Annotated in this window: 19 protein-coding genes; 12 read left to right on the top strand and 7 right to left on the bottom strand. The window is 45.2% G+C overall.

Going from position 1 to position 19,734, the window contains the following annotated elements; all coding sequences use genetic code 11:
• The first annotated feature begins 836 nt into the window (after positions 1 to 836).
• From yaaA to DA100_RS18705, 5 genes are all read left to right on the top strand, one after another.
• Positions 837 to 1,610, top strand: coding sequence for a peroxide stress protein YaaA (gene yaaA, locus DA100_RS18720; protein ID WP_138973515.1), 774 nt, complete (start codon positions 837 to 839; stop codon positions 1,608 to 1,610).
• A gap of 14 nt (positions 1,611 to 1,624) precedes the next feature.
• Positions 1,625 to 1,786: a DUF5363 family protein gene (locus DA100_RS21090; protein WP_171052256.1), complete on the top strand. Its 162-nt coding sequence runs from the start codon at positions 1,625 to 1,627 to the stop codon at positions 1,784 to 1,786.
• Positions 1,773 to 2,546 (top strand): TatD family hydrolase, encoded by a 774-nt coding sequence (locus tag DA100_RS18715; protein ID WP_138973518.1) that lies wholly within the window; start codon positions 1,773 to 1,775, stop codon positions 2,544 to 2,546. The genes DA100_RS21090 and DA100_RS18715 overlap by 14 nt, the downstream gene beginning before the upstream one ends.
• Before the next feature lie 204 nt (positions 2,547 to 2,750).
• A complete protein-coding gene (locus tag DA100_RS18710) occupies positions 2,751 to 4,013 on the top strand; it encodes a NupC/NupG family nucleoside CNT transporter (RefSeq protein ID WP_138973514.1) in 1,263 nt (420 codons plus the stop codon).
• 372 nt (positions 4,014 to 4,385) lie between these two features.
• The gene (locus DA100_RS18705; protein ID WP_138973512.1) at positions 4,386 to 4,556 is read left to right on the top strand and encodes a DUF1427 family protein; all 171 of its coding nucleotides are present in this window, start codon (positions 4,386 to 4,388) and stop codon (positions 4,554 to 4,556) included.
• Here DA100_RS18705 and DA100_RS21085 read toward each other — a convergent pair.
• Positions 4,549 to 4,704: a hypothetical protein gene (locus DA100_RS21085; RefSeq protein ID WP_171052253.1), complete on the bottom strand. Its 156-nt coding sequence runs from the start codon at positions 4,702 to 4,704 to the stop codon at positions 4,549 to 4,551. The genes DA100_RS18705 and DA100_RS21085 overlap by 8 nt on opposite strands.
• 115 nt (positions 4,705 to 4,819) lie before the next feature.
• On the opposite strand from DA100_RS21085, the gene deoC reads away from it, so the two are divergent.
• From deoC to deoD, 4 genes are all read left to right on the top strand, one after another.
• A complete protein-coding gene (gene deoC / locus DA100_RS18700; protein WP_138973511.1) occupies positions 4,820 to 5,596 on the top strand; it encodes a deoxyribose-phosphate aldolase in 777 nt (258 codons plus the stop codon).
• Between the two features lie 93 nt (positions 5,597 to 5,689).
• Complete coding sequence (gene deoA, locus DA100_RS18695; RefSeq protein WP_138973509.1) at positions 5,690 to 7,033, top strand: thymidine phosphorylase; 1,344 nt, start codon at positions 5,690 to 5,692, stop codon at positions 7,031 to 7,033.
• 66 nt (positions 7,034 to 7,099) lie between these two features.
• Entirely contained in the window at positions 7,100 to 8,320 is a 1,221-nt protein-coding gene (locus DA100_RS18690; RefSeq protein WP_138973508.1) for a phosphopentomutase, read from the top strand.
• 75 nt (positions 8,321 to 8,395) lie between these two features.
• Positions 8,396 to 9,115 carry a purine-nucleoside phosphorylase gene (deoD, locus tag DA100_RS18685; protein ID WP_005473519.1) on the top strand — a complete coding sequence of 240 codons (720 nt, stop codon included), beginning with the start codon at positions 8,396 to 8,398 and terminating at the stop codon, positions 9,113 to 9,115.
• Between the two features lie 213 nt (positions 9,116 to 9,328).
• Here deoD and DA100_RS18680 read toward each other — a convergent pair whose 3' ends face one another.
• On the bottom strand, positions 9,329 to 9,934 hold the full coding sequence (locus DA100_RS18680) for a YtjB family periplasmic protein (RefSeq protein ID WP_138973507.1): 606 nt from the start codon (positions 9,932 to 9,934) through the stop codon (positions 9,329 to 9,331).
• A 104-nt stretch (positions 9,935 to 10,038) separates the two neighbouring features.
• On the opposite strand from DA100_RS18680, the gene serB reads away from it, so the two are divergent.
• Complete coding sequence (serB, locus tag DA100_RS18675) at positions 10,039 to 11,019, top strand: phosphoserine phosphatase (protein WP_138973506.1); 981 nt, start codon at positions 10,039 to 10,041, stop codon at positions 11,017 to 11,019.
• Between the two features lie 27 nt (positions 11,020 to 11,046).
• On the opposite strand, the gene DA100_RS18670 is transcribed toward serB, so the two are convergent.
• Positions 11,047 to 13,386 (bottom strand): PilZ domain-containing protein, encoded by a 2,340-nt coding sequence (locus DA100_RS18670; protein WP_138973505.1) that lies wholly within the window; start codon positions 13,384 to 13,386, stop codon positions 11,047 to 11,049.
• A 152-nt stretch (positions 13,387 to 13,538) separates the two neighbouring features.
• Here DA100_RS18670 and radA point away from each other — a divergent pair, with 152 nt between their 5' ends.
• Positions 13,539 to 14,918 (top strand): DNA repair protein RadA, encoded by a 1,380-nt coding sequence (gene radA, locus DA100_RS18665; RefSeq protein ID WP_138973504.1) that lies wholly within the window; start codon positions 13,539 to 13,541, stop codon positions 14,916 to 14,918.
• A 263-nt stretch (positions 14,919 to 15,181) separates the two neighbouring features.
• Here radA and csdA read toward each other — a convergent pair whose 3' ends face one another.
• From csdA to DA100_RS18645, 4 genes are all read right to left on the bottom strand, one after another.
• A complete protein-coding gene (csdA, locus tag DA100_RS18660; protein WP_138973503.1) occupies positions 15,182 to 16,393 on the bottom strand; it encodes a cysteine desulfurase CsdA in 1,212 nt (403 codons plus the stop codon).
• Positions 16,393 to 16,992, bottom strand: a complete 600-nt coding sequence (locus DA100_RS18655; protein WP_138973502.1) for a DJ-1 family glyoxalase III — start codon at positions 16,990 to 16,992, stop codon at positions 16,393 to 16,395. Before DA100_RS18655 ends, csdA begins: the two co-directional genes overlap by 1 nt.
• The gene (panE, locus tag DA100_RS18650; protein WP_171052255.1) at positions 16,992 to 17,879 is read right to left on the bottom strand and encodes a 2-dehydropantoate 2-reductase; all 888 of its coding nucleotides are present in this window, start codon (positions 17,877 to 17,879) and stop codon (positions 16,992 to 16,994) included. The genes DA100_RS18655 and panE overlap by 1 nt, the downstream gene beginning before the upstream one ends.
• A 105-nt stretch (positions 17,880 to 17,984) precedes the next feature.
• Positions 17,985 to 18,776, bottom strand: a complete 792-nt coding sequence (locus DA100_RS18645; RefSeq protein WP_138973500.1) for an outer membrane protein OmpK — start codon at positions 18,774 to 18,776, stop codon at positions 17,985 to 17,987.
• Positions 18,777 to 19,121: 345 nt separating this feature from the next.
• Here DA100_RS18645 and DA100_RS18640 point away from each other — a divergent pair, with 345 nt between their 5' ends.
• Positions 19,122 to 19,694, top strand: coding sequence for an LON peptidase substrate-binding domain-containing protein (locus DA100_RS18640; RefSeq protein ID WP_138973499.1), 573 nt, complete (start codon positions 19,122 to 19,124; stop codon positions 19,692 to 19,694).
• The last annotated feature ends 40 nt before the right edge of the window (positions 19,695 to 19,734 follow it).

Here is a 19,734-nt window from a genome sequence, read left to right as displayed (position 1 = left end):
TCACGAGTAGAATCGTGCATTTGTTCGAGTTGCAGTTTCTGCTGAGGAGTCAGTGTAATTTTCATGGTTCGTAGCATGATCCTGATTCTAAATAAAATCAAGCATTTTCAATGATCAGGGGTATATATAGGGACTGTTTTTATTTCGACGCTTGATCAAAAAACAGCGTTACTTTCTCATCTACAGTCGGCTTTCCCTGAAATTGAAATAGTCGAAATAAAAAAGCTGAATGATAAGTATAAGCACCCGATTTATCAGCAAGATGAAGAGAGTGCTACAGAGTAACTTTCTTGCTTTCTCACAGAGTGATTAAATTTGGGCGGCAGCACTGGTCGATACCATAACCGTACTTTTTAGCATGCCGTTTAACTAGCAAGCCTCAAAACATCAACAACTGGGCTATATAGCGTCAGGTAAAAAACAAGGTGATTTAACCGTAGAGCCTGCGCCAAAAGAATTTGGCACTCGTATTATTGAAGTGAGAATCGACGAATGAATAGTAAACAAGGCATCGAGTCCCTTAAGGAACAACTTTATAACGCTGAGATAGCCTACTCTTGGGAATATATAGGTGGAGAGGGGAAGTATAGTCACTTAATAGAGTGGTGCACAGCGATATTGGCTGGCTCACTATTCCCGTTGTTCTTATTAGTCGTAGAAGATGATGCTATTTATCAATCTGGTTTTTGGCTGTTTTCATCAGCTGGTTTAATAATGGTGTTTGTATCAAGGTACTTGTTCGGGCCTGATAAACATCGCTGTTATCACTTTATGTTAAGGGTGTTTTTTTGTACCCTAAACTCAATAAAACAGATAAATGGATAGAGTATAAAGTCATGTTAATTGTCGTTTCTCCTGCGAAAACGTTAGATTATGAATCTCCTCTGGCGATTGAGAAGTTTACTCAGCCGGAGTTAGTTGAATATTCCAAAGAGTTAATTGATGTTTGTCGCAAGCTGACTCCTGCAGATGTCGCCAGCTTAATGAAGGTCAGCGATAAGATTGCTGATTTGAATGTAGGCCGTTTTCAAGAGTGGAGTGAAGAGTTCACGACTGACAACGCACGCCAAGCAATTCTCGCGTTTAAAGGGGATGTGTACACGGGATTGGATGCGGAGTCACTAAGTGAAGAGGACTTTGAATACGCGCAAAAACATCTGCGTATGCTATCGGGTCTCTATGGCTTGTTAAAACCACTTGATTTGATGCAACCCTACCGTTTAGAGATGGGCACCAAACTCGCCAATGGTAAAGGGAGCAACTTGTACCAGTTTTGGGGTAATGTGATTACCGATAAGCTCAATGAGGCGATTACTGCCCAAGGTGACAATGTACTTATCAACTTAGCATCAAATGAATATTTTAAAGCAGTAAAACCTAAGTTGTTGGACGCGCAGGTGATCATGCCTGTCTTTAAAGATTGTAAAAACGGCCAGTATAAAGTGATCAGTTTTTACGCCAAAAAAGCACGGGGAATGATGGCGCGTTATATTATTGAGCAACGTATCTCTAGTGTGGCTGATTTAACGAAATTTGACACTGCGGGCTATTACTTTGTTGAAGATGAGTCAACACCAACAGAGTTAGTTTTCAAACGAGAAGAACAGTAATAGAAGGCACTGAAATGTTGAACTGGTTTAAGCGATGGTTAGCCAAGTATGATCAGTGGTGTTTGTCATTGGGATTGACACCAGAGCATAAACGTAGCTGTGTTCCTTACCGAAGTGAACCAGAACAGTCTTCAGTAGAAACTACCAAAAGGCGCAGCGATGATGCGCCTTTTTGATACCCACTGCCATCTTGATTTCGACTGTTTCTCTGCTGACTTCAGGCAGCATATAGAGAGTGCCCAACAGCACGGAGTTGAGCGTTTTATTTTGCCTGCAATCGGCTCGTCGAACTGGCAAAAACTGATCGCTCTCTCGCAACAATATTCAGGGCTGTATTACGCGTTAGGAGTTCATCCACTATTTATCGATCAACAAAGTCAGTACTCTTTTACCGAATTGCGTCTACTATTAGAGCAACATCAAGGTTTGTGTGTTGCTGTGGGTGAGTGTGGCTTGGATGCCATGATAGATGTTGATATGGAACTGCAGGAGCGGATTTTCGTTCAGCAAGTTGACTTTGCCAATGAGTTTAAGCTTCCGCTCATCTTACATAGTCGTAAGACACACAATCGTTTGTTGCAGATTCTTAAGCAAAAGCAGTTTGAATTTGGCGGTGTGCTGCATGGTTTTTCTGGAAGTTATCAGCAAGCGATGCAGTTTGTTGAACGTGGTTTTTATATTGGCGTCGGAGGGGTAATCACTTATCCAAGAGCGAATAAAACTCGTCAGGCTATTGCGCAGTTAGCGGTCGAAAATCTCGTTCTGGAAACGGATGCACCCGACATGCCATTAAACGGACATCAAGGCAAGGCCAATCATCCTAAGATGATAGGTGAAATATTGTCCTGTCTCGCAAGCTTGAAAGGATTGCCAGAGCAAACGATTGCTGAAATCGTTTGGAAAAATAGCAATTCTGCCTTCGATATTTGTGAATAATTTCGAAATAAATTGTTCATATGATGATTGAAGAGGTTGTGAATGGTGATCTTGTTCACGTAAATGAGTGAGCACATGATGAATCTTATTAGAAACTGTGAGGACGGCATTACTTTATCAATGGACGGATGAGTATAATTGCCTCCGCTTTTGAGCTCCATTTTGTAACACGCCAACAAATAACATATAAGGAAGTCATAAACTATGAGCCTGTTTATGAGCCTAGTCGGTATGGCAGTATTGCTAGGAATTGCATTACTACTGTCTGATAACCGCAAAGCTATCAATCTAAGAACTGTGGGTGGCGCATTTGCTATCCAATTCATCATCGGTGGTTTCGTTCTTTACGTACCATGGGGTCGCGACCTACTAGCTGGTTTCTCAGCTGGTGTACAGAACGTTATCGACTACGGTAAAGACGGTACTGGTTTCCTATTCGGCAGCCTAGTTAACTTCTCAGTTGACGGTATCGGTTTCATCTTTGCTTTCCAAGTACTTCCAACGCTAATCTTCTTCTCTGCACTTATCTCTGTACTTTACTACATTGGTGTAATGCAGTGGGTTATCAAGATTCTTGGTGGCGGTCTACAAAAAGCACTAGGTACTTCACGTGCCGAGTCAATGTCTGCAGCAGCTAACATCTTCGTTGGTCAAACTGAAGCACCTCTAGTGGTTCGTCCGTTTGTACCAAAAATGACTCAGTCTGAGCTATTTGCAGTAATGTGTGGTGGTCTAGCGTCTGTTGCTGGTGGTGTACTAGCAGGTTACGCATCTATGGGTGTACCTCTAGAGTACCTTGTAGCAGCATCATTCATGGCAGCACCTGGTGGTCTACTATTCGCTAAAATCATTAAACCTGAAACTGACACGCCAGATGAGAATCTAGGTGATGACATCGACGGTGGTGACGACAAGCCAGCTAACGTTATCGACGCAGCAGCAGGCGGCGCATCAGTTGGTCTACAACTTGCTCTAAACGTAGGTGCAATGCTACTAGCATTCATCGGTCTAATCGCTCTAATCAACGGTATCCTAGGTGGCGTTGGCGGTTGGTTCGGTATGGAAAACCTAACTCTAGAACTTCTTCTAGGTTGGCTATTCGCTCCTCTAGCATTCCTAATCGGTGTGCCATGGGCTGAAGCAACAGTTGCTGGTTCTTTCATCGGTCAGAAACTGGTTGTTAACGAATTCGTAGCTTACCTAAACTTCGTACCTTACGTTGGCGAGAACGCTCAAGTTGTAGCAGCAACAGGTGCAGTAATGTCTGAGAAGACTCAAGCTATCATCGCATTTGCTCTATGTGGTTTCGCGAACCTTTCTTCTATCGCGATCCTACTAGGTGGTCTAGGTGGTCTAGCTCCAAACCGTCGTCACGACATCGCTCGTATGGGTGTTAAAGCGGTTTGTGCTGGTACGCTATCTAACCTAATGGCAGCGACAATCGCTGGCTTCTTCCTATCTTTCTAATTTAGTAAGCGAAAGATTATATAGACGCCGTTTTATCAAGCCCCGTAGTAACTCTGTTACTGCGGGGCTTTTTTATTTTTCGGTGTAGTGAAAGCGTCAAAGGTATGAGCTATCAGCAAGTGCGTATCGCGGCCACTGTACTGGAGAATATAGACCTTGGCACACTGTGATTACCGACGGTATGAGCGGAATGAGCCACAAGCCTAGGTTTGATTTAGGCTAGGGGATTCGCTGAGTTTGCCAGTGTTTGATACTGAGCAAACGTTAAGCAGAATCTTTTTTGAGATACAAACCGTTTGCGCTCTATGAGCCACTACAGTTCTACGACAAATAGCTATAATGTAGGTATCTATAGAAAGTAGGGTTAAACTTATGAACGAAGTTATCCTCGCAACCTTAGCGGGTTTTGTCGTTGGAGTCCTGTTTTCCGCCATCAAGCTTCCGGTACCTGCGCCACCTGTTTTGGCAGGCGTTATGGGCATCGTCGGAGTGTACTTAGGTGGTGTAGCCTATCAATGGATTATTGAAAGGTTTTTTAGCTAGCGATAATTAATACAAGGAGTATGATTGGCGCTGGCAGCAACTGACCGTTGCTTGGGTTAAAGCCCATATACGTTAGACACCGCAATCGTAGATTGTTGTGCCATAGACCAAGCTGGTACTGTGCGGTGACAAGGATAGCAATTGGCATATTAAAATTCGCTGTATATGCCGAGTCTTCAAGGAACCAAGTCCGTTCATAAATGACTGCAGTTCTGCAAACGATGCAGAGCAGTAACTTTTTTGAATATTGATCGGAGATAGAAATGAGCGATTTAAAAGCAGCAGCACTACGTGCACTTAAACTAATGGACCTAACTACGCTGAATGATGATGACACTGATGCGAAAGTTATTTCTCTATGTCATGACGCAAAATCAGCAGTAGGTAACACGGCTGCAATTTGTATTTACCCTCGCTTTATTCCTATTGCTAAGAAGACGCTTCGTGAGCAAGGTACGCCAGACGTTCGCATTGCAACAGTAACAAACTTCCCTCACGGTAATGACGATATCGAAATCGCAGTTGCTGAAACAAAAGCCGCCGTTGCTTACGGTGCTGATGAAGTTGACGTAGTATTCCCATACCGTGCCCTAATGGCGGGTAACGAAGAAGTGGGTTTCGAGCTGGTTAAGCAATGTAAAGAAGCGTGTGGCGATATCCTTCTAAAAGTTATCATCGAAACGGGTGAGCTGAAAGAAGAAGCACTTATCAAGAAAGCATCAGAAATTTGTATTAAAGCGGGTGCAGATTTCATTAAAACTTCAACGGGTAAAGTGCCAGTAAATGCAACTCCAGAGTACGCTCGCATGATGTTAGAAGTGATTCGTGACATGGGCGTTGCACAAACGGTTGGTTTCAAACCAGCGGGTGGTGTGCGTACTGCGGAAGATGCGCAAGCATACTTAGCAATGGCTGACGAAATCCTTGGTGACAACTGGGTAGATGCTCGTCACTACCGTTTTGGTGCGTCAAGCTTGCTGACGAACCTACTTAATACATTAGAAGTAACAGACGAAACTGCTGATCCAGCAGCTTACTAATTCTAAATAGTCTGTCAGGTGGAGCAGTATTGATGCTGCTCCCCATTACCTCTTTACCTTACAACCATTGCTAAAAAAGCATGGGAGGATCTAATGTATTTACCTCAAGCTTTCTTACCACAAGAAGTGATTCGTAAAAAACGTGACGGCGAAGTTCTGACTGCCGACGAAATCAACTTCTTTATCCAAGGCGTAGCAAAAAACACTGTATCTGAAGGTCAGATTGCAGCGTTTGCCATGGCTATTTTCTTCAACGAGATGACCATGCCAGAACGTATCGCACTCACTTGTGCTATGCGTGACTCAGGTATGGTCATTGACTGGAGCCACAAAGAGTTTGGCGGCCCGATTGTTGATAAACACTCAACCGGTGGTGTCGGTGACGTCACTTCACTAATGCTTGGCCCTATGGTTGCAGCATGTGGTGGTTTCGTTCCGATGATCTCAGGCCGTGGTCTTGGTCATACGGGGGGAACTCTCGATAAGCTTGAATCGATTCCTGGCTACAATATCACGCCGACCAATGAAGTGTTTGGTGATGTTACTAAAGATGCTGGTGTGGCGATTATTGGCCAGACGGGTGATCTCGCTCCTGCCGATAAACGTGTATACGCCACTCGCGATATCACAGCAACCGTTGACAACATTTCTCTGATCACAGCATCGATTCTTTCGAAGAAACTTGCTGCTGGTCTAGAGTCGCTTGTTATGGATGTCAAAGTGGGTTCTGGCGCTTTTATGCCAACTTATGAAGCATCTGAAGAATTAGCTAAATCTATTGTAGCGGTTGCAAACGGTGCGGGTACTAAGACAACGGCAATCTTAACGGATATGAACCAAGTTCTAGCCTCCTCTGCTGGTAACGCAGTAGAAGTGCGTGAAGCCGTTCAGTTCCTGACTGGCGAGTATCGTAACCCGCGTCTTCTTGAAGTGACGATGGCGTCATGTGCTGAAATGTTGGTGTTGGCTAAACTCGCTGACAATACTGAACAAGCACGCGCTAAACTGATGGAAGTACTTGATAACGGTAAAGCGGCGGAATGCTTCGGTAAAATGGTCGCTGGTCTTGGTGGTCCTGCTGACTTCGTAGAAAACTATGATAGCTACCTAGATAAAGCAGAAATTATTAAGCCGGTTTATGCGGAACAATCGGGCGTAGTCTCTGCTATGGATACTCGAGCAATTGGTATGGCCGTGGTTGCGATGGGCGGTGGACGCCGAGTTGCAACTGATACGATTGATTATGCTGTCGGTTTCGATCATTTTATTCGTTTAGGCGAACAAGCTTCGAATGATAAACCTCTCGCTGTTATTCACGCACGTAGTGAAGAGCAATGGCAGGAAGCGGCAGATGCGCTGAAGAAAGCAATTACGATTGGCGGTGAGTACATTGCAACGCCAGAAGTTTACTGCCAGATTCGCGCGGAAGACGTTTAATTAAATTACACAAAGGCCTGCTTGCACCACAAATAGTCAAAGTTGAGTGGGCCTAAGGAAAGAGCAATGAAAAGAGCATTTATTTTAGTCCTAGACTCATTTGGCATCGGTGCAACTGCAGATGCAAAAGACTTTGGTGATGTCGGTTCTGACACATTAGGTCATATTGCAGAGCAGTGTGAGAAAGGTTTAGCGGATAACGCAGAGCGTAGTGGTCCTCTTCGTCTACCAAACTTGTCTAAACTTGGTCTTGCGATGGCACATAAAGAGTCGACAGGTAGTTTTGCTCCGGGCCTTGACGCTGATGCAGAAATCATTGGCGCTTACGGCCATGCTGCCGAGCTATCTTCAGGCAAAGACACGCCATCTGGTCACTGGGAAATTGCAGGTGTGCCTGTACTTTTCGACTGGGGTTACTTCACAGATAAACAAAACAGTTTCCCTAAAGAACTGACGGACCGAATTCTTGAGCGTGCAGGCTTAGATGGTTTCTTAGGTAACTGTCACGCATCAGGAACACAAGTTCTTGATGATCTTGGTGAAGAGCACATGAAAACGGGTCAACCGATCTTCTATACTTCGGCTGATTCAGTATTTCAAATTGCGTGTCACGAAGAGACATTTGGTTTAGACCGCCTACTTGAACTGTGCCAAATTGCGCGTGAAGAGCTGGAAGATTACAACATTGGTCGTGTTATCGCTCGTCCTTTCATTGGCCCTGGTAAAGGTCAGTTTGAGCGTACTGGTAACCGTCGCGATTTATCAGTTGAACCACCTTCAGCCACTGTTCTACAAAAACTGGTAGAAGAGAAGCAAGGCAATGTTGTTTCAATCGGTAAGATTGCTGATATCTACGCTAACTGCGGTATTACGAAGAAAGTGAAAGCAACAGGTATCCCTGCGTTGTTCGAAGCGACTCTTGAGCAAATCAAAGACGCTGGCGACAACACTATCGTGTTCACTAACTTTGTAGACTTTGACTCTGCATACGGTCACCGTCGTGATGTGGCGGGTTATGCAGCCGCACTAGAATATTTCGATGGACGAATCAACGAAGTACTAGAGTTAATGGAGCAAGATGATGTTCTTATCCTGACGGCTGACCACGGTTGTGACCCAACTTGGCCAGGTACTGACCACACTCGTGAACACATTCCAGTGATTGTTTACGGTCCAAAAGTTCCAGCGGGCTCTCTTGGTCTACGTGACACATTCGCTGACATCGGTCAGACACTGGCGAGTCACTTTGGTATTTCGCCAATGGATTACGGTAAAAACTTCCTGTAATCCAAGCAGTTTAATTGAAAAATAGAGGGCTAGTCCCTCTATTATTTTGTCATTTCTAACTAAGGAAATTGAATCATGGCAACTCCACATATCAACGCAGAAATGGGTGCATTCGCAGATGTTGTTCTAATGCCGGGTGACCCGCTACGTGCCAAATACATTGCAGAAACCTTCTTGGAAGATGTTGTACAGGTATGTGACGTACGAAACATGTACGGCTTCACGGGCACTTACAAGGGCCGTAAAGTATCAGTAATGGGTCACGGTATGGGTATCCCATCATGCTCGATCTACGCGACGGAACTTATCAAAGACTTCGGCGTGAAAAAAATTATCCGCGTAGGCAGTTGTGGTGCAGTAAGCGAAGACATTAAAGTTCGCGACGTTGTTATCGGTATGGGCGCGTGTACTGACTCGAAAGTGAACCGTATCCGTTTTAAAGGTCATGACTTTGCTGCAATCGCTGATTACAAGATGGTTCGTGCAGCTGAAGATGCAGCGAAAGCTCGTGGCATTGAAGTAAAAGTAGGTAACCTATTTTCGGCAGAACTCTTCTACACGCCAGATCCTGAAATGTTCGATGTAATGGACAAGTACGGCATCGTAGGTGTTGAGATGGAAGCCGCTGGTATCTACGGCGTATGTGCTGAGTACGGCGCGAAAGCGCTAACCATCTGTACTGTTTCTGACCATATCAAGACGGGTGAGCAAACGACTTCAGATGAGCGTCAGACGACTTTCAACGATATGATGATCATTGCGTTGGATTCAGTGCTACTAGGTGACGCAGAGTAATTAAGAGCGGGCTGCGCCCTGCGAGAATTTAGAACGCTGCGCTTCGAGAACGGACTTCGTCCTACGAGAATTTAGAACGGGCTGCGCCCTTCGAGAGGTGCACGTTATAGATGCTGAGTAGGTATCTGATACAGAGTTTTTTGTTAGGGACTTACGTCTAAAATCCAGAAAAAAGGTTGACGCTTTCACGTCAACCTTCCAAGATTTTCTCGCTTACATATCCTTCAACAACAAATTCTCGCCTTTGCGTTTGTTCGGCTTACGTCGCACGATCAGTGTGAGAAGCAATCCCGCCACAAAGCTAAGACCAACCATGGTGTACATATAGCGGTCACTTTTACGGTAATAGTGATCAGAGAAGGCGGTTAATTTACCGGTTTCAAAGGTAATGCGCACAAACCCGATAACAGAACCATCGTGCAAAACCGGTTCTACCAGTTGCTGTTTACCAATACGTGCAGTCTGTAGAGGTGTATCAAGGCCGAGCATTTCTCGAACGGATTTGGCGTGATCACTGGCTGCCAGTTTTACACCCTCAGCATCATAAATGGTTGCATCAACAACCAGATTGTCTTTAGCCAGCTGATTAGTCAGTCTCAGTAGGCGCTCTTGATCCTGATTAACGATCATATCGCTAGCGGAAAGTGAAGCCTGTGAAATCAGAATATTGGTTAGCGTTTCTAACTGATTAGCCTGAATCTGTTCATTGCCCTTGGTTATTTTGACGCTGTTGATCGCGATAGACGCCACCATCGCAATTAAGGAGATAATTCCTAGCACCTTCATGGCCATTCGAAATGAGAATAGGGAGGTGTCCATTTTTCACCTAAATCGAGCTTAATTGTACTTTAGAGCATATTGAGACTTGCGCATCCAAATTGCAATAGGTTAACGTGATGGGAGATTTTATAGGAATTGCAAACATGGACACGTTGAAGACTCTCTCTATTCGTAAACATACCCCTTTAATTAACCGCTTACCTGAAACCCGACTAGCAACGCAATTTGACAAGGCGAAAGCTGGATGGGTCGTTTTTGCTGACTATCTATGCCCAGATCAGTTTAATGATATTGATTTCTTCGTCGGCTATAACAATGCCGTTGTTGATGTATGGAAAGTTGGAAACTACGAAGTTGCATTAATGGCAGGGGAGCTCACCGCAGAGCATGAGGAAATTTTACAAGCTCTGAAATTAGACTATTCCGCTCTGCATGATATGCCCGATTTGACTAAGCCGGGTTTGGTGGTACTCGATATGGACTCAACGGCAATTCAGATTGAGTGTATCGATGAGATCGCTAAGCTAGCAGGTGTTGGCGAGGAAGTGGCAGAAGTGACCGAATGTGCAATGCAAGGCGAGCTCGATTTTGAGCAGAGCTTGCGTCAGCGCGTTGCCAAACTTGAGGGCGCAGATGAATCTATATTGTCTGAGGTACGCCAAACACTCCCTTTAATGTCTGATTTGCCTGAACTGATCGGTACACTAAAGCAGTATGGTTGGAAGACAGCTATCGCATCCGGTGGCTTTACCTACTTTTCCGATCACCTTCAGCAGCGCCTTGAGCTAGACCATGCACAGTCAAATCAACTAGAGATTGTCGACGGCAAGCTAACCGGTAAGGTCGTTGGTGACGTGGTATCTGCACAGACGAAGGCTGACATCCTACTCGAATTAGCTGAGCAGTATGATATTGAAGCGCACAATACGATTGCGGTTGGTGATGGCGCTAATGATCTAGTGATGATGGAAGCGGCTGGATTGGGTGTTGCTTATCACGCTAAACCTAAGGTAGAGCAGCAAGCAAGAAGTGCCGTGCGTTACGCTGGGCTGGGCGGCATAATCTGCATTCTATCTGCAATCCTAGTTAAGCAGAAACGGGTTAGCTTTAAGCCTCAACCTTAAAGAAAAGCGAGACATTGTCTCGCTTTTTTATCGAGTTAACTCCAGTCGGATTAAGACTTCTTCAGTGATGTCGATAAGTTCACCGTAGCCAACAATACTATGCATCTCTTTTTCTAAGCTTCGAGCTTGATGCATGCTGACTTGAGCCAGCTCGTTTAAGTCTTTGCGCACTAAAGCTGTTATCGGGTCAAATACAGGGGCACCACAAATACGGATGGCATAAAACTCACCCATCGCTTGTGACTTTTTGATAAACATAATGCGTTCTTTGATATTGGCAAATTCACTGCTCAGCTTTGATTCGACAGATTGGATTCGAGTGCCGAACTTGACTGTCGCTAGGTAGAGTTCGTGGTATTGAGGCTCTGCACCCTCGATACGCTTCATTGGTTGTGCTAGCAGCGTATTTGTCCGTCCCTTATAGATTGGTGCTAAGGAGAAGCTCTTTTCATCGCCTAGTTTCGCTAAGATTGCGAGATAAGACTTGAGTGGATAGTTCACTCCAATCGCTTTAGGTCTGAGACTTCCCTCTTTCTTCTCTACGTAGAGAGGCGTGCTGACCATCTTATCGAGTAGGATGTTGTGTAAACCTTCCAATAGCTCATTACTTGGGAGCAACTCTTTTTTAGCGATGAGTTTATCTTGGTTGTGTTCGATTAACTTGCCGAAAAAGGCAATAGTTCGCATCATCTGGCTATCTTCAATGATAGCAAGTTGGAGCGTTTTTTCGCCTGGGCTGACACGAATAATGGTGTATGGCACCACATCCAAAGGCAGCTTCTTGTCGTAAAGCTGAAGTTCTTTGAAGTTAATCGTACAAGTATCCCCCGCTTTTAAGCTGCATGGTTGTGTTAATGCGATGTTCATACCGTGCTTGGAAATATCGACACTGACGCCATCAATACTTTCACCACTTGGATGTGAAAGCGTAATAGGGGAACGGAACTGATACCTAGGTTCTTTGCGTCGAGATTTTGCATCAAAGTAGACACAAGCAGGATTGCTTTTAGGGTTTCGAGCATGTCGAAAACGATTGAGATCGTTGCTTGCGAGCTGAGGTTTATCCGTTAGCAGGTAGTCCTGTCGGCTACTTTCGTCGGCGATCTCTTGTAAGATACCGCAGTGAGTCAAAGACTCTGTTTCCAACTCACTGGAGTGATTTGCCAGTGTCTGTTTTTCTGCTTCAGACAACTCAAACACAGACAGGCGGAATGCCTTCCAGCTCTCCTTTTTGGCTCCAATATGCCAAAACAACTGACGCAATTCACGAGTCGCTTCCGGCATCATCATTGAGAAGAAGAGGGTTTTATCTTTATGTTCATGAGTGAACGAGTAAAGTACATTATTACTGCCTCTCATGCCTTCAGCCGTTAACTGCGTCATACGCTGCTCGTGAAAAAGGCTGCTTAGTGTCTGTTGATTGCGCTCGTCATGCCAGTACTGCCAGATAGGTTGATTATTTTCCGTCATCAGTACGAGCTTAAGCTCATTGCCGCTAAAAAAGACAGGCAAGTTGCAAGTGTGTTTTAAATAGGTGTGCTCGAAACCTCGTGAACGAGCACGGATAATCTTGTCTTGATTGTCATGACGAGCTTTCTGCGTGTCACTTTTCACTACGTAGTCGATAACTTGCTCAATGATGTTTGACGTATCAAGCTTTAGTAGGCGAAGGAACTTAACCGCATCGTTTTCGTATGACTCATCAATTCCAACAATGCGATATGGGATCACGGAATCAATACCACCAATGTCGACATTTTTACTCAGTTCTACTAGACGAACATCGATCACTTCACCGAGTTTGTAATCAAACGCGGAAGGGACTTTAAACTTAGCGCCTGAAGGAGAGAGATCGATGGTGACCGCGTGGACCACTTGTCTATTGGCCAACTTGAGTTTTATTTGAGAAGACAGTTTTAGGCGGTTCTCTTTACGCTTAAGATCATAGCCTAACGTGATTGCTTCGACGTTGATGCCATTCGTTTCTATGCTGACTTCAGTGCCTAGGGGCTTGCCACGCTTTTGCATGACGCGGAAATTATTATGGGTGTTACATAGCGCTTCCCAAACACCCTCAGTATACCCACCAAATTTACGGGTGTTCTTATGATAGGCGTTGAAAGCGACATCATCTAACCAGTGCTTGAGACCATCGAGTTCGTATTCGCGGCACTCTCCCTTGACTCGTCCGCGTAAATCGATGGGTTTAGTGCAAGGCGCCATAACACGGTTAAGCTCCATTTTTACTAGGATCTTAACGGAAGGAGGATCCCCCTCTGTCATTTGACCGAGAAGATAATCGAAGTCTTCTGAGTGATAAACGGGAATTAGACGTTCCGCGAGAGAGAGTATTTCTGGCTGCTGCATATTTTTTGTTAGAGTATCCCTTACTCATTTCATATCGGCCTTGATATAAAGATCTTTAGTGATATGTTACTGCGAATCAAGTAGAGAAGATGATATAAGCTACTTCCGTCGTAGTTTATGTCACAAATACATAATTTAAGACCTGAGGTTACATGGCAAAAGCGAAAACAGCGTACGTATGTAATGACTGCGGTGCAGATTTCCCACGTTGGCAAGGACAGTGCAACGCCTGTGGCGCGTGGAACACTATCAGCGAAGTCCGATTGGCAGCATCTCCAAGTGTTGCTCGTAACGAACGTCTATCGGGATATGCAGGTTCAACTACGGAAACCAAAGTTCAGACACTGTCAGAGATCGATCTGCAAGAAGTCCCTCGCTTTACGAGCGGCTTTAAAGAACTCGACCGAGTTCTGGGTGGCGGTGTCGTTCCTGGGGCTGCGATCCTTATCGGTGGTAATCCGGGGGCTGGTAAATCCACACTGCTACTACAAACTATGTGCTATTTGGCATCACAAATGCCGACCTTATATGTGACTGGTGAAGAGTCACTGCAACAGGTCGCGATGCGCGCTTCTCGGTTAGGTCTGCCGAAAGATAATCTAAAAATGCTTTCGGAGACCAATGTTGACCGAATTTGTCAGATCGCTGAAAAAGAGCAGCCCAAAATTATGGTGATTGACTCTATTCAAGTTATGCATGTATCAGATGTTCAATCTTCACCAGGTAGTGTGGCTCAGGTACGAGAGTCTGCTACTGCGCTCACACGGTACGCTAAACAAAACAATGTCGCGGTATTTATCGTTGGTCATGTTACCAAAGATGGTACGTTGGCGGGGCCAAAAGTATTGGAACATATTATTGACTGCTCCGTATTGCTCGATGGCGGGGCAGACAGTCGTTTTCGTACTTTACGCAGCCATAAAAACCGTTTTGGTGCGGTGAATGAGCTGGGGGTCTTCGCTATGACGGGTCAAGGCTTAAAAGAGGTGAGCAATCCATCTGCAATCTTCCTTTCTCGCGGCGAGGAAGAGACGTCAGGCAGCTCGGTGATGGTTGTTTGGGAAGGAACACGCCCACTTCTTGTTGAGATACAGGCGTTGGTTGATTATTCACAGTTGGCCAATCCACGTCGTGTTGCTGTTGGTCTCGAACAGAATCGTTTATCGCTTTTACTTGCAGTGCTGCACAAGCATGGTGGTCTACAGATGGCGGATCAAGATGTTTTCGTCAATGTCGTCGGCGGGGTAAAAGTGACAGAAACCAGTGCCGATTTAGCGTTAGTGATGGCACTACTCTCTAGCTTCCGTGATCGACCATTGCCTAAGGATGTGGTGGTGTTTGGAGAAGTTGGATTGGCTGGTGAGATTCGCCCTGTTCCCAGTGGTCAAGAGCGACTTAACGAAGCCTTTAAACACGGCTTTAAGCGAGCGATAGTGCCTGCGGCAAATATGCCTAAAGGTGGTATTGCTGGAATGCAGATTCATGGGGTTAAAAAGCTTAGCGAAGCGATTGAAGCGTTTGATGAGCTTTAAACAGAGGGGCTTCGCCCTGCGAGAATCTAGAACGCTTCGCGTCGAGATCGGGCTGCGCCCTTCGAGAGGAGCTTGTGATGAGCGAGTCGAAAGTTGCAGGCAAAGCTGGATGAGATTTAAGCTTAATTGTATGAATTTAAAAGAAAAGGGTTGACGCACACTGTCAACCCTTCCAAGATTTTCTCGCTTCTCGCTTCTCGCTTCTCGCTTCTCGCTTCTCGCTTCTCGCTTCTCGCTTCTCGCTTCTCGCTTCTCGCTTCTCGCTACAACATATCTACCGCTTTCGCTACAGCTGCAACGAGTCTCTCGACATCTTCAACTGTGTTGTAGGCGGCAAATGAGGCGCGGATAGTGCCTTTTACACCCAGAGCGTCCATTAGCGGGTGAGCACAGTGATTTCCGGCTCTGACTGCAATGCCTTGCTGATCGAGTAGTGTAGCAACATCCTGATGGTGAACGCCTTCAATGATAAATGACAGCACCGATGAGTTAGCCTGAAAACCTAAGATGCGAACGTCATCCAGTTGCTCTAATCCAGCCTTGGCTTGGTTAACTAAGGAGTGGATGTGATCTTCAAGTGATTGATGATCTAATCCTTGGTACCACTGAATTGCCGTGGATAGCGCAATAGCACCGGCAACGTTTGGTGTGCCAGCTTCGAACTTACCAGGAAGCTCACTAAAGGTAGTGCCATCAAAAGAAACTTTCTCTACCATCTTGCCGCCACCGTGCCATGGAGGCATGGCTTCGAGGATCGCTTGCTTACCGTAAAGCACACCAATTCCCGCAGGAGCAAAGATCTTATGTCCAGAGAAAACATAGAAGTCGGCATCTAACTGTGCAACATCAACAGATTCATGAACAATACCTTGTGCACCATCAACGACCACAACCGATCCAGCTTGATGAGCGCGAGCTATAACCTCTTCAATCGGTTGGCGAGTGCCAGTGACATTAGTGATATGAGCCAGGGCGACGATCTTGCTCTTATCCGATAGTAAAGTTTCAAAAGCGTTAAGATCAAACTGGCATTGATCTGTCATCGGGATCTTAACTACTTTAGCACCAGTCTGCTGCGCGACAATCTGCCAGGGAACAATATTAGCGTGGTGTTCCATTTCACTAACCAAAATCTCATCATCAGGCTGCAAGATGTTTCGGGCATAGGTCTGTGCGATCAGGTTTAGTGCTTCTGTCGCTCCGCGTGTCCAGATTATCTCTTTACTTGAGTTCGCTCCGATAAAGCGGGCCACTGTTTCACGAGCACTCTCAAATTGGCTGGTGGCTTGAGCGGTCAAGCTGTGGCTGCCGCGGTGAACGTTGGCATTTTGCTGGCTGTAATAGTGAGAGATGGCGTCTATGACACATTGAGGTTTTTGTGTAGTCGCTGCACTATCTAGATAAACTAGCCTTTGTTGATTGATCTGCTGCTTCAGTGCAGGAAACTGCGCTGCGATTTGCTGGACATCAAACATTACTCTTCACCTAGTTTGTGGTACTGCAAGGTAGGCATAGTGACCATTGGTTCTGCGACACTCCATGCGTGTGCTTTACCTGAGAGATTAATGATTACTTCCATCGCGAACTCAAGTGCGGTCCCCGGTCCTTGGCTGGTTAAAAGGTTATGATTGGTATCGTAAGTCACGCGCTTTACACGCCAGTTTTGAGCGGGGATGTGGCTTTCAAAACTAGGGTGGCAAGTCATGAGTGCGTCGGGATAAAGACCATGGTGGGCAAGGACTAAAGCGGGTGCAGCACAAATCGCAGCGACGAGCTTGCCTTCGTACATTTGTTGTCGAACAATTTCAACCAGCACCGTACTGTCACGGAATGTTTCTGCGCCTTGCACTCCGCCTGGCAGGATCACCGCATCAAATTCATCGTCAGCGATATCAACCAACTTGCAATCAGCGGTCAGCGTTACTCCTCGTGATGCTTTCATGGTTAACTGACCATCGAAATCTGCACTCGCAACAATGGTTTCATAGCCAGCCCTGACCATCGTATCGATGATGGTAACGGCTTCCATTTCTTCTGTGCCGGGTGCGATAGGGACGAGGACTTTCTTTGTCATTATTGATTCCAACTTTGTTCTATGTTTTTGATGGCTTGATACAGTTTGTGATTTTTGGGCGTCGAGATGCCATGGTGTTGCGCGCGCTCAAGTAAGTATCCAGTAATAAAGTCTATCTCGCTTGGGCGGCGATGGAAAATATCTTGCTGCATAGAAGAGTGATTTGCAGCGGTTACCTCGATGACGTGATTGATTGTTTGCGACAGTTGCTCACGTGAAAGCGGGATCTGTTCAGCGGCTAACACTGGATAGATTTCATCCAGTAGTCCATTGATTTCAAGCTGGTGATCTTGAGCGGCAAGCTGACCATTTTTGATTTGATTAATGGCCGTGAGGGGGTTAATCGCACAATTTATCGCGAGCTTAGTCCATAGTGCGTGGTGAATATTGTTATTCCAAGCTACGACAGGAAATGCATGAGTAAAGACTTCTTCAAGAAATGAACATTTGTTGCCGAGTGAATTAAAACCACCGAGCTGCGTTTGTCCTATGCCAGTATGCAAAACTTGTTGTTTACTTGGCTTATACGCCCCGTGGGTGGTTGTAGCCAGTACTAACGGGTTGTTAGGCATTTTATGCCCCACGGCTTCAGCTGTGCCCATGCCGTTATGCATTAGCACTATGATGGCATCTGGGCTTATGTGTCGCATAAGCGGGTGCAGTGCGGTATCAACTTGCCACGCTTTTACTGTAACAAGAATCAGATCGGCTTGTTCAACACTGTTGATGCTGCGGTTAGAAAAGGTTTGCGGCGGTTGCTGATCAAGTTGAAGCGTGAGTCTTGGTTCGCTAGAGGTCGACCAGAGAGAAACACTGTGCCCTGATGCTTCAAACTTGGTTGCCCATAAAGAGCCAATTGCCCCCGGGCCTAAGATGAGAATATTCACTGAATGCTCGCAAGTAGATAACTTTGCACCAAGGATAATGTCAGTGAAGGGGAAAGCAATAAAAATGGCACCCGAAGGTGCCATTTTTAGTCAAAACATCAACAATTAGAAGTTGTACTGTACACGGTAGATTACAAGATCTTGGTAATCTTTACGTGCTAGTTTGTTAACTGTATAGCGGTATAGAACACCAGTTGACCAATTTTGGTTAATGTTCCACATTGCGTTTAGGCTACCGTTTAGCCCCCAACTTTCTGCATTAACACCGCTGTTGAAATCAGTGCTTTGCAGATTTGAGTACTCGTCGTTACGCGCAAATTCAAGCTCATTCCAAGTTGAGAAGGTAAAGTTTTGACCAGCGATGTCGGTGTTGTAGTAACCTACGTAACCGAACATACCACCGTTGTTACCACGGATGTTGCCACTGTTGATTTGGTGAATACCGATAAATGGCGTGAAACCCCAACCGTCACCTTTAAGACCTGTATAGCCAAGACCGATTACACGGTTTTGTTCATGTAAGGCACCACCATTACCGTCGTTGTCTTTATCAGTGTTGTAGACCTGAGCGTATAAAGAGATACCAGAATCAGTTAGGTTATAGTGGATTGTGCCTTTAGTGGAAGCACCACGATCGTCACCAGCGCGATCAACACCTTCATAGTCGTAGAAACCGTAGATTTGCCCCCAGTCAAATACGGCACCACCTTCAATACCGATTACCGCTTGGTTACGATCTTCGATATCTGCATTGAAGTTATCGTTATCGTTACCGATACCGTGGTTCCATGCTTGGTAGTCAACATACATACCACCGAAACCGAATAAGTATTCTGCTTGAGCTGGTACAGCTGATACCGCTGCAACAACACCTAGAGCTAAAAGTGATTTACGCATAATGGGAACTCTCTATGTTTGTTAATTTCAATATTCATTCGATATTTACTTAGTTGCACAATCTTAGCTGTGCTTTATGGATGTGAATAATATCGATAAAAATCTCAAAAGCCATGTGCAACTGATGTAAAAAAACATAAAACAAGTGATCTGAATCCCATTAATAAGCAAAAAATAACGTTCCAATGGAACTTTCATCCCGTTGCACAAAAAGTGAAACAGGTATCGATTACGCAAGCGTTTACTCTAAATTTAATGTCTATCAACTATTCAACACATTCGGTTAATGATCGCTTTTGCGACCTGTAACGTAACTGTTAATAAAATGGTTGGGAGTGATTTTATATGGCCGAAGTAATGCTTTTTCCTCTAAGTTCAATAGTTCTCCCTGAGGGAAAAATGCGACTAAGAATTTTTGAGTCGAGATATAAACGTTTAGTCTCTCAAGCGATGCGTGCGGATGGCACTTTTGGCATCTGTATGTTTGAAAAGGCGAAAGAGTCTGGTGAAAATGAGCTATCTAAGATTGGGACGCTGGCACAAATCGTCGATTTTGAAGTGCTAGACGCGGGTCTATTAGGAATCACAGTGACAGGATTAGAAAGATTCGAGATAGATCAGGTGCGTGTTGAATATGATGGTCTTCGCTATGCGAAAGTGACTAAGCTACCCAACTGGCAAGTTGAACAGCTTAGTATCGAGACGGAGTCTGTCGCTCAGCATCTCGCGCAGGTTTATGAGCGTTTTCCCGAAGTGAGCAACTTGTATGACCAAAAGTTTCTGGATGATGCAAGCTGGGTTAGTCAAAGATGGCTTGAGATATTGCCGCTGTCCAAAGGCCAGTTTGATCATCTTGCTGCTGCGCGTGATTGTCGTGAGGCGATACAGTTTTTAAATAAAGCGCTCTTTAGCCAATAGCTAAATGATCTTTCCATGAATTGAAGCGTATATACTGTCT

Source organism: Vibrio sp. Hep-1b-8, assembly GCF_006124995.1.
In the GTDB taxonomy this organism is placed as follows: domain Bacteria; phylum Pseudomonadota; class Gammaproteobacteria; order Enterobacterales; family Vibrionaceae; genus Vibrio.
The sequence above is the reverse complement of the archived record's forward strand: the minus strand, read 5'-3'. Positions and strand labels throughout refer to the sequence as shown.

Excerpts from the sequence above, each read along its gene's own strand:
- yaaA (WP_138973515.1), top strand. The coding sequence starts at position 837 with ATGTTAATTGTCGTTTCTCCTGCGAAAACGTTAGATTATGAATCTCCT.
- DA100_RS21090 (WP_171052256.1), top strand. The coding sequence starts at position 1,625 with ATGTTGAACTGGTTTAAGCGATGGTTAGCCAAGTATGATCAGTGGTGT.
- DA100_RS18715 (WP_138973518.1), top strand. The coding sequence starts at position 1,773 with ATGCGCCTTTTTGATACCCACTGCCATCTTGATTTCGACTGTTTCTCT.
- DA100_RS18710 (WP_138973514.1), top strand. The coding sequence starts at position 2,751 with ATGAGCCTGTTTATGAGCCTAGTCGGTATGGCAGTATTGCTAGGAATT.
- DA100_RS18705 (WP_138973512.1), top strand. The coding sequence starts at position 4,386 with ATGAACGAAGTTATCCTCGCAACCTTAGCGGGTTTTGTCGTTGGAGTC.
- DA100_RS21085 (WP_171052253.1), bottom strand. The coding sequence starts at position 4,704 with ATGCCAATTGCTATCCTTGTCACCGCACAGTACCAGCTTGGTCTATGG.
- deoC (WP_138973511.1), top strand. The coding sequence starts at position 4,820 with ATGAGCGATTTAAAAGCAGCAGCACTACGTGCACTTAAACTAATGGAC.
- deoA (WP_138973509.1), top strand. The coding sequence starts at position 5,690 with ATGTATTTACCTCAAGCTTTCTTACCACAAGAAGTGATTCGTAAAAAA.
- DA100_RS18690 (WP_138973508.1), top strand. The coding sequence starts at position 7,100 with ATGAAAAGAGCATTTATTTTAGTCCTAGACTCATTTGGCATCGGTGCA.
- deoD (WP_005473519.1), top strand. The coding sequence starts at position 8,396 with ATGGCAACTCCACATATCAACGCAGAAATGGGTGCATTCGCAGATGTT.
- DA100_RS18680 (WP_138973507.1), bottom strand. The coding sequence starts at position 9,934 with ATGGACACCTCCCTATTCTCATTTCGAATGGCCATGAAGGTGCTAGGA.
- serB (WP_138973506.1), top strand. The coding sequence starts at position 10,039 with ATGGACACGTTGAAGACTCTCTCTATTCGTAAACATACCCCTTTAATT.
- DA100_RS18670 (WP_138973505.1), bottom strand. The coding sequence starts at position 13,386 with ATGCAGCAGCCAGAAATACTCTCTCTCGCGGAACGTCTAATTCCCGTT.
- radA (WP_138973504.1), top strand. The coding sequence starts at position 13,539 with ATGGCAAAAGCGAAAACAGCGTACGTATGTAATGACTGCGGTGCAGAT.
- csdA (WP_138973503.1), bottom strand. The coding sequence starts at position 16,393 with ATGTTTGATGTCCAGCAAATCGCAGCGCAGTTTCCTGCACTGAAGCAG.
- DA100_RS18655 (WP_138973502.1), bottom strand. The coding sequence starts at position 16,992 with ATGACAAAGAAAGTCCTCGTCCCTATCGCACCCGGCACAGAAGAAATG.
- DA100_RS18645 (WP_138973500.1), bottom strand. The coding sequence starts at position 18,776 with ATGCGTAAATCACTTTTAGCTCTAGGTGTTGTTGCAGCGGTATCAGCT.
- DA100_RS18640 (WP_138973499.1), top strand. The coding sequence starts at position 19,122 with ATGGCCGAAGTAATGCTTTTTCCTCTAAGTTCAATAGTTCTCCCTGAG.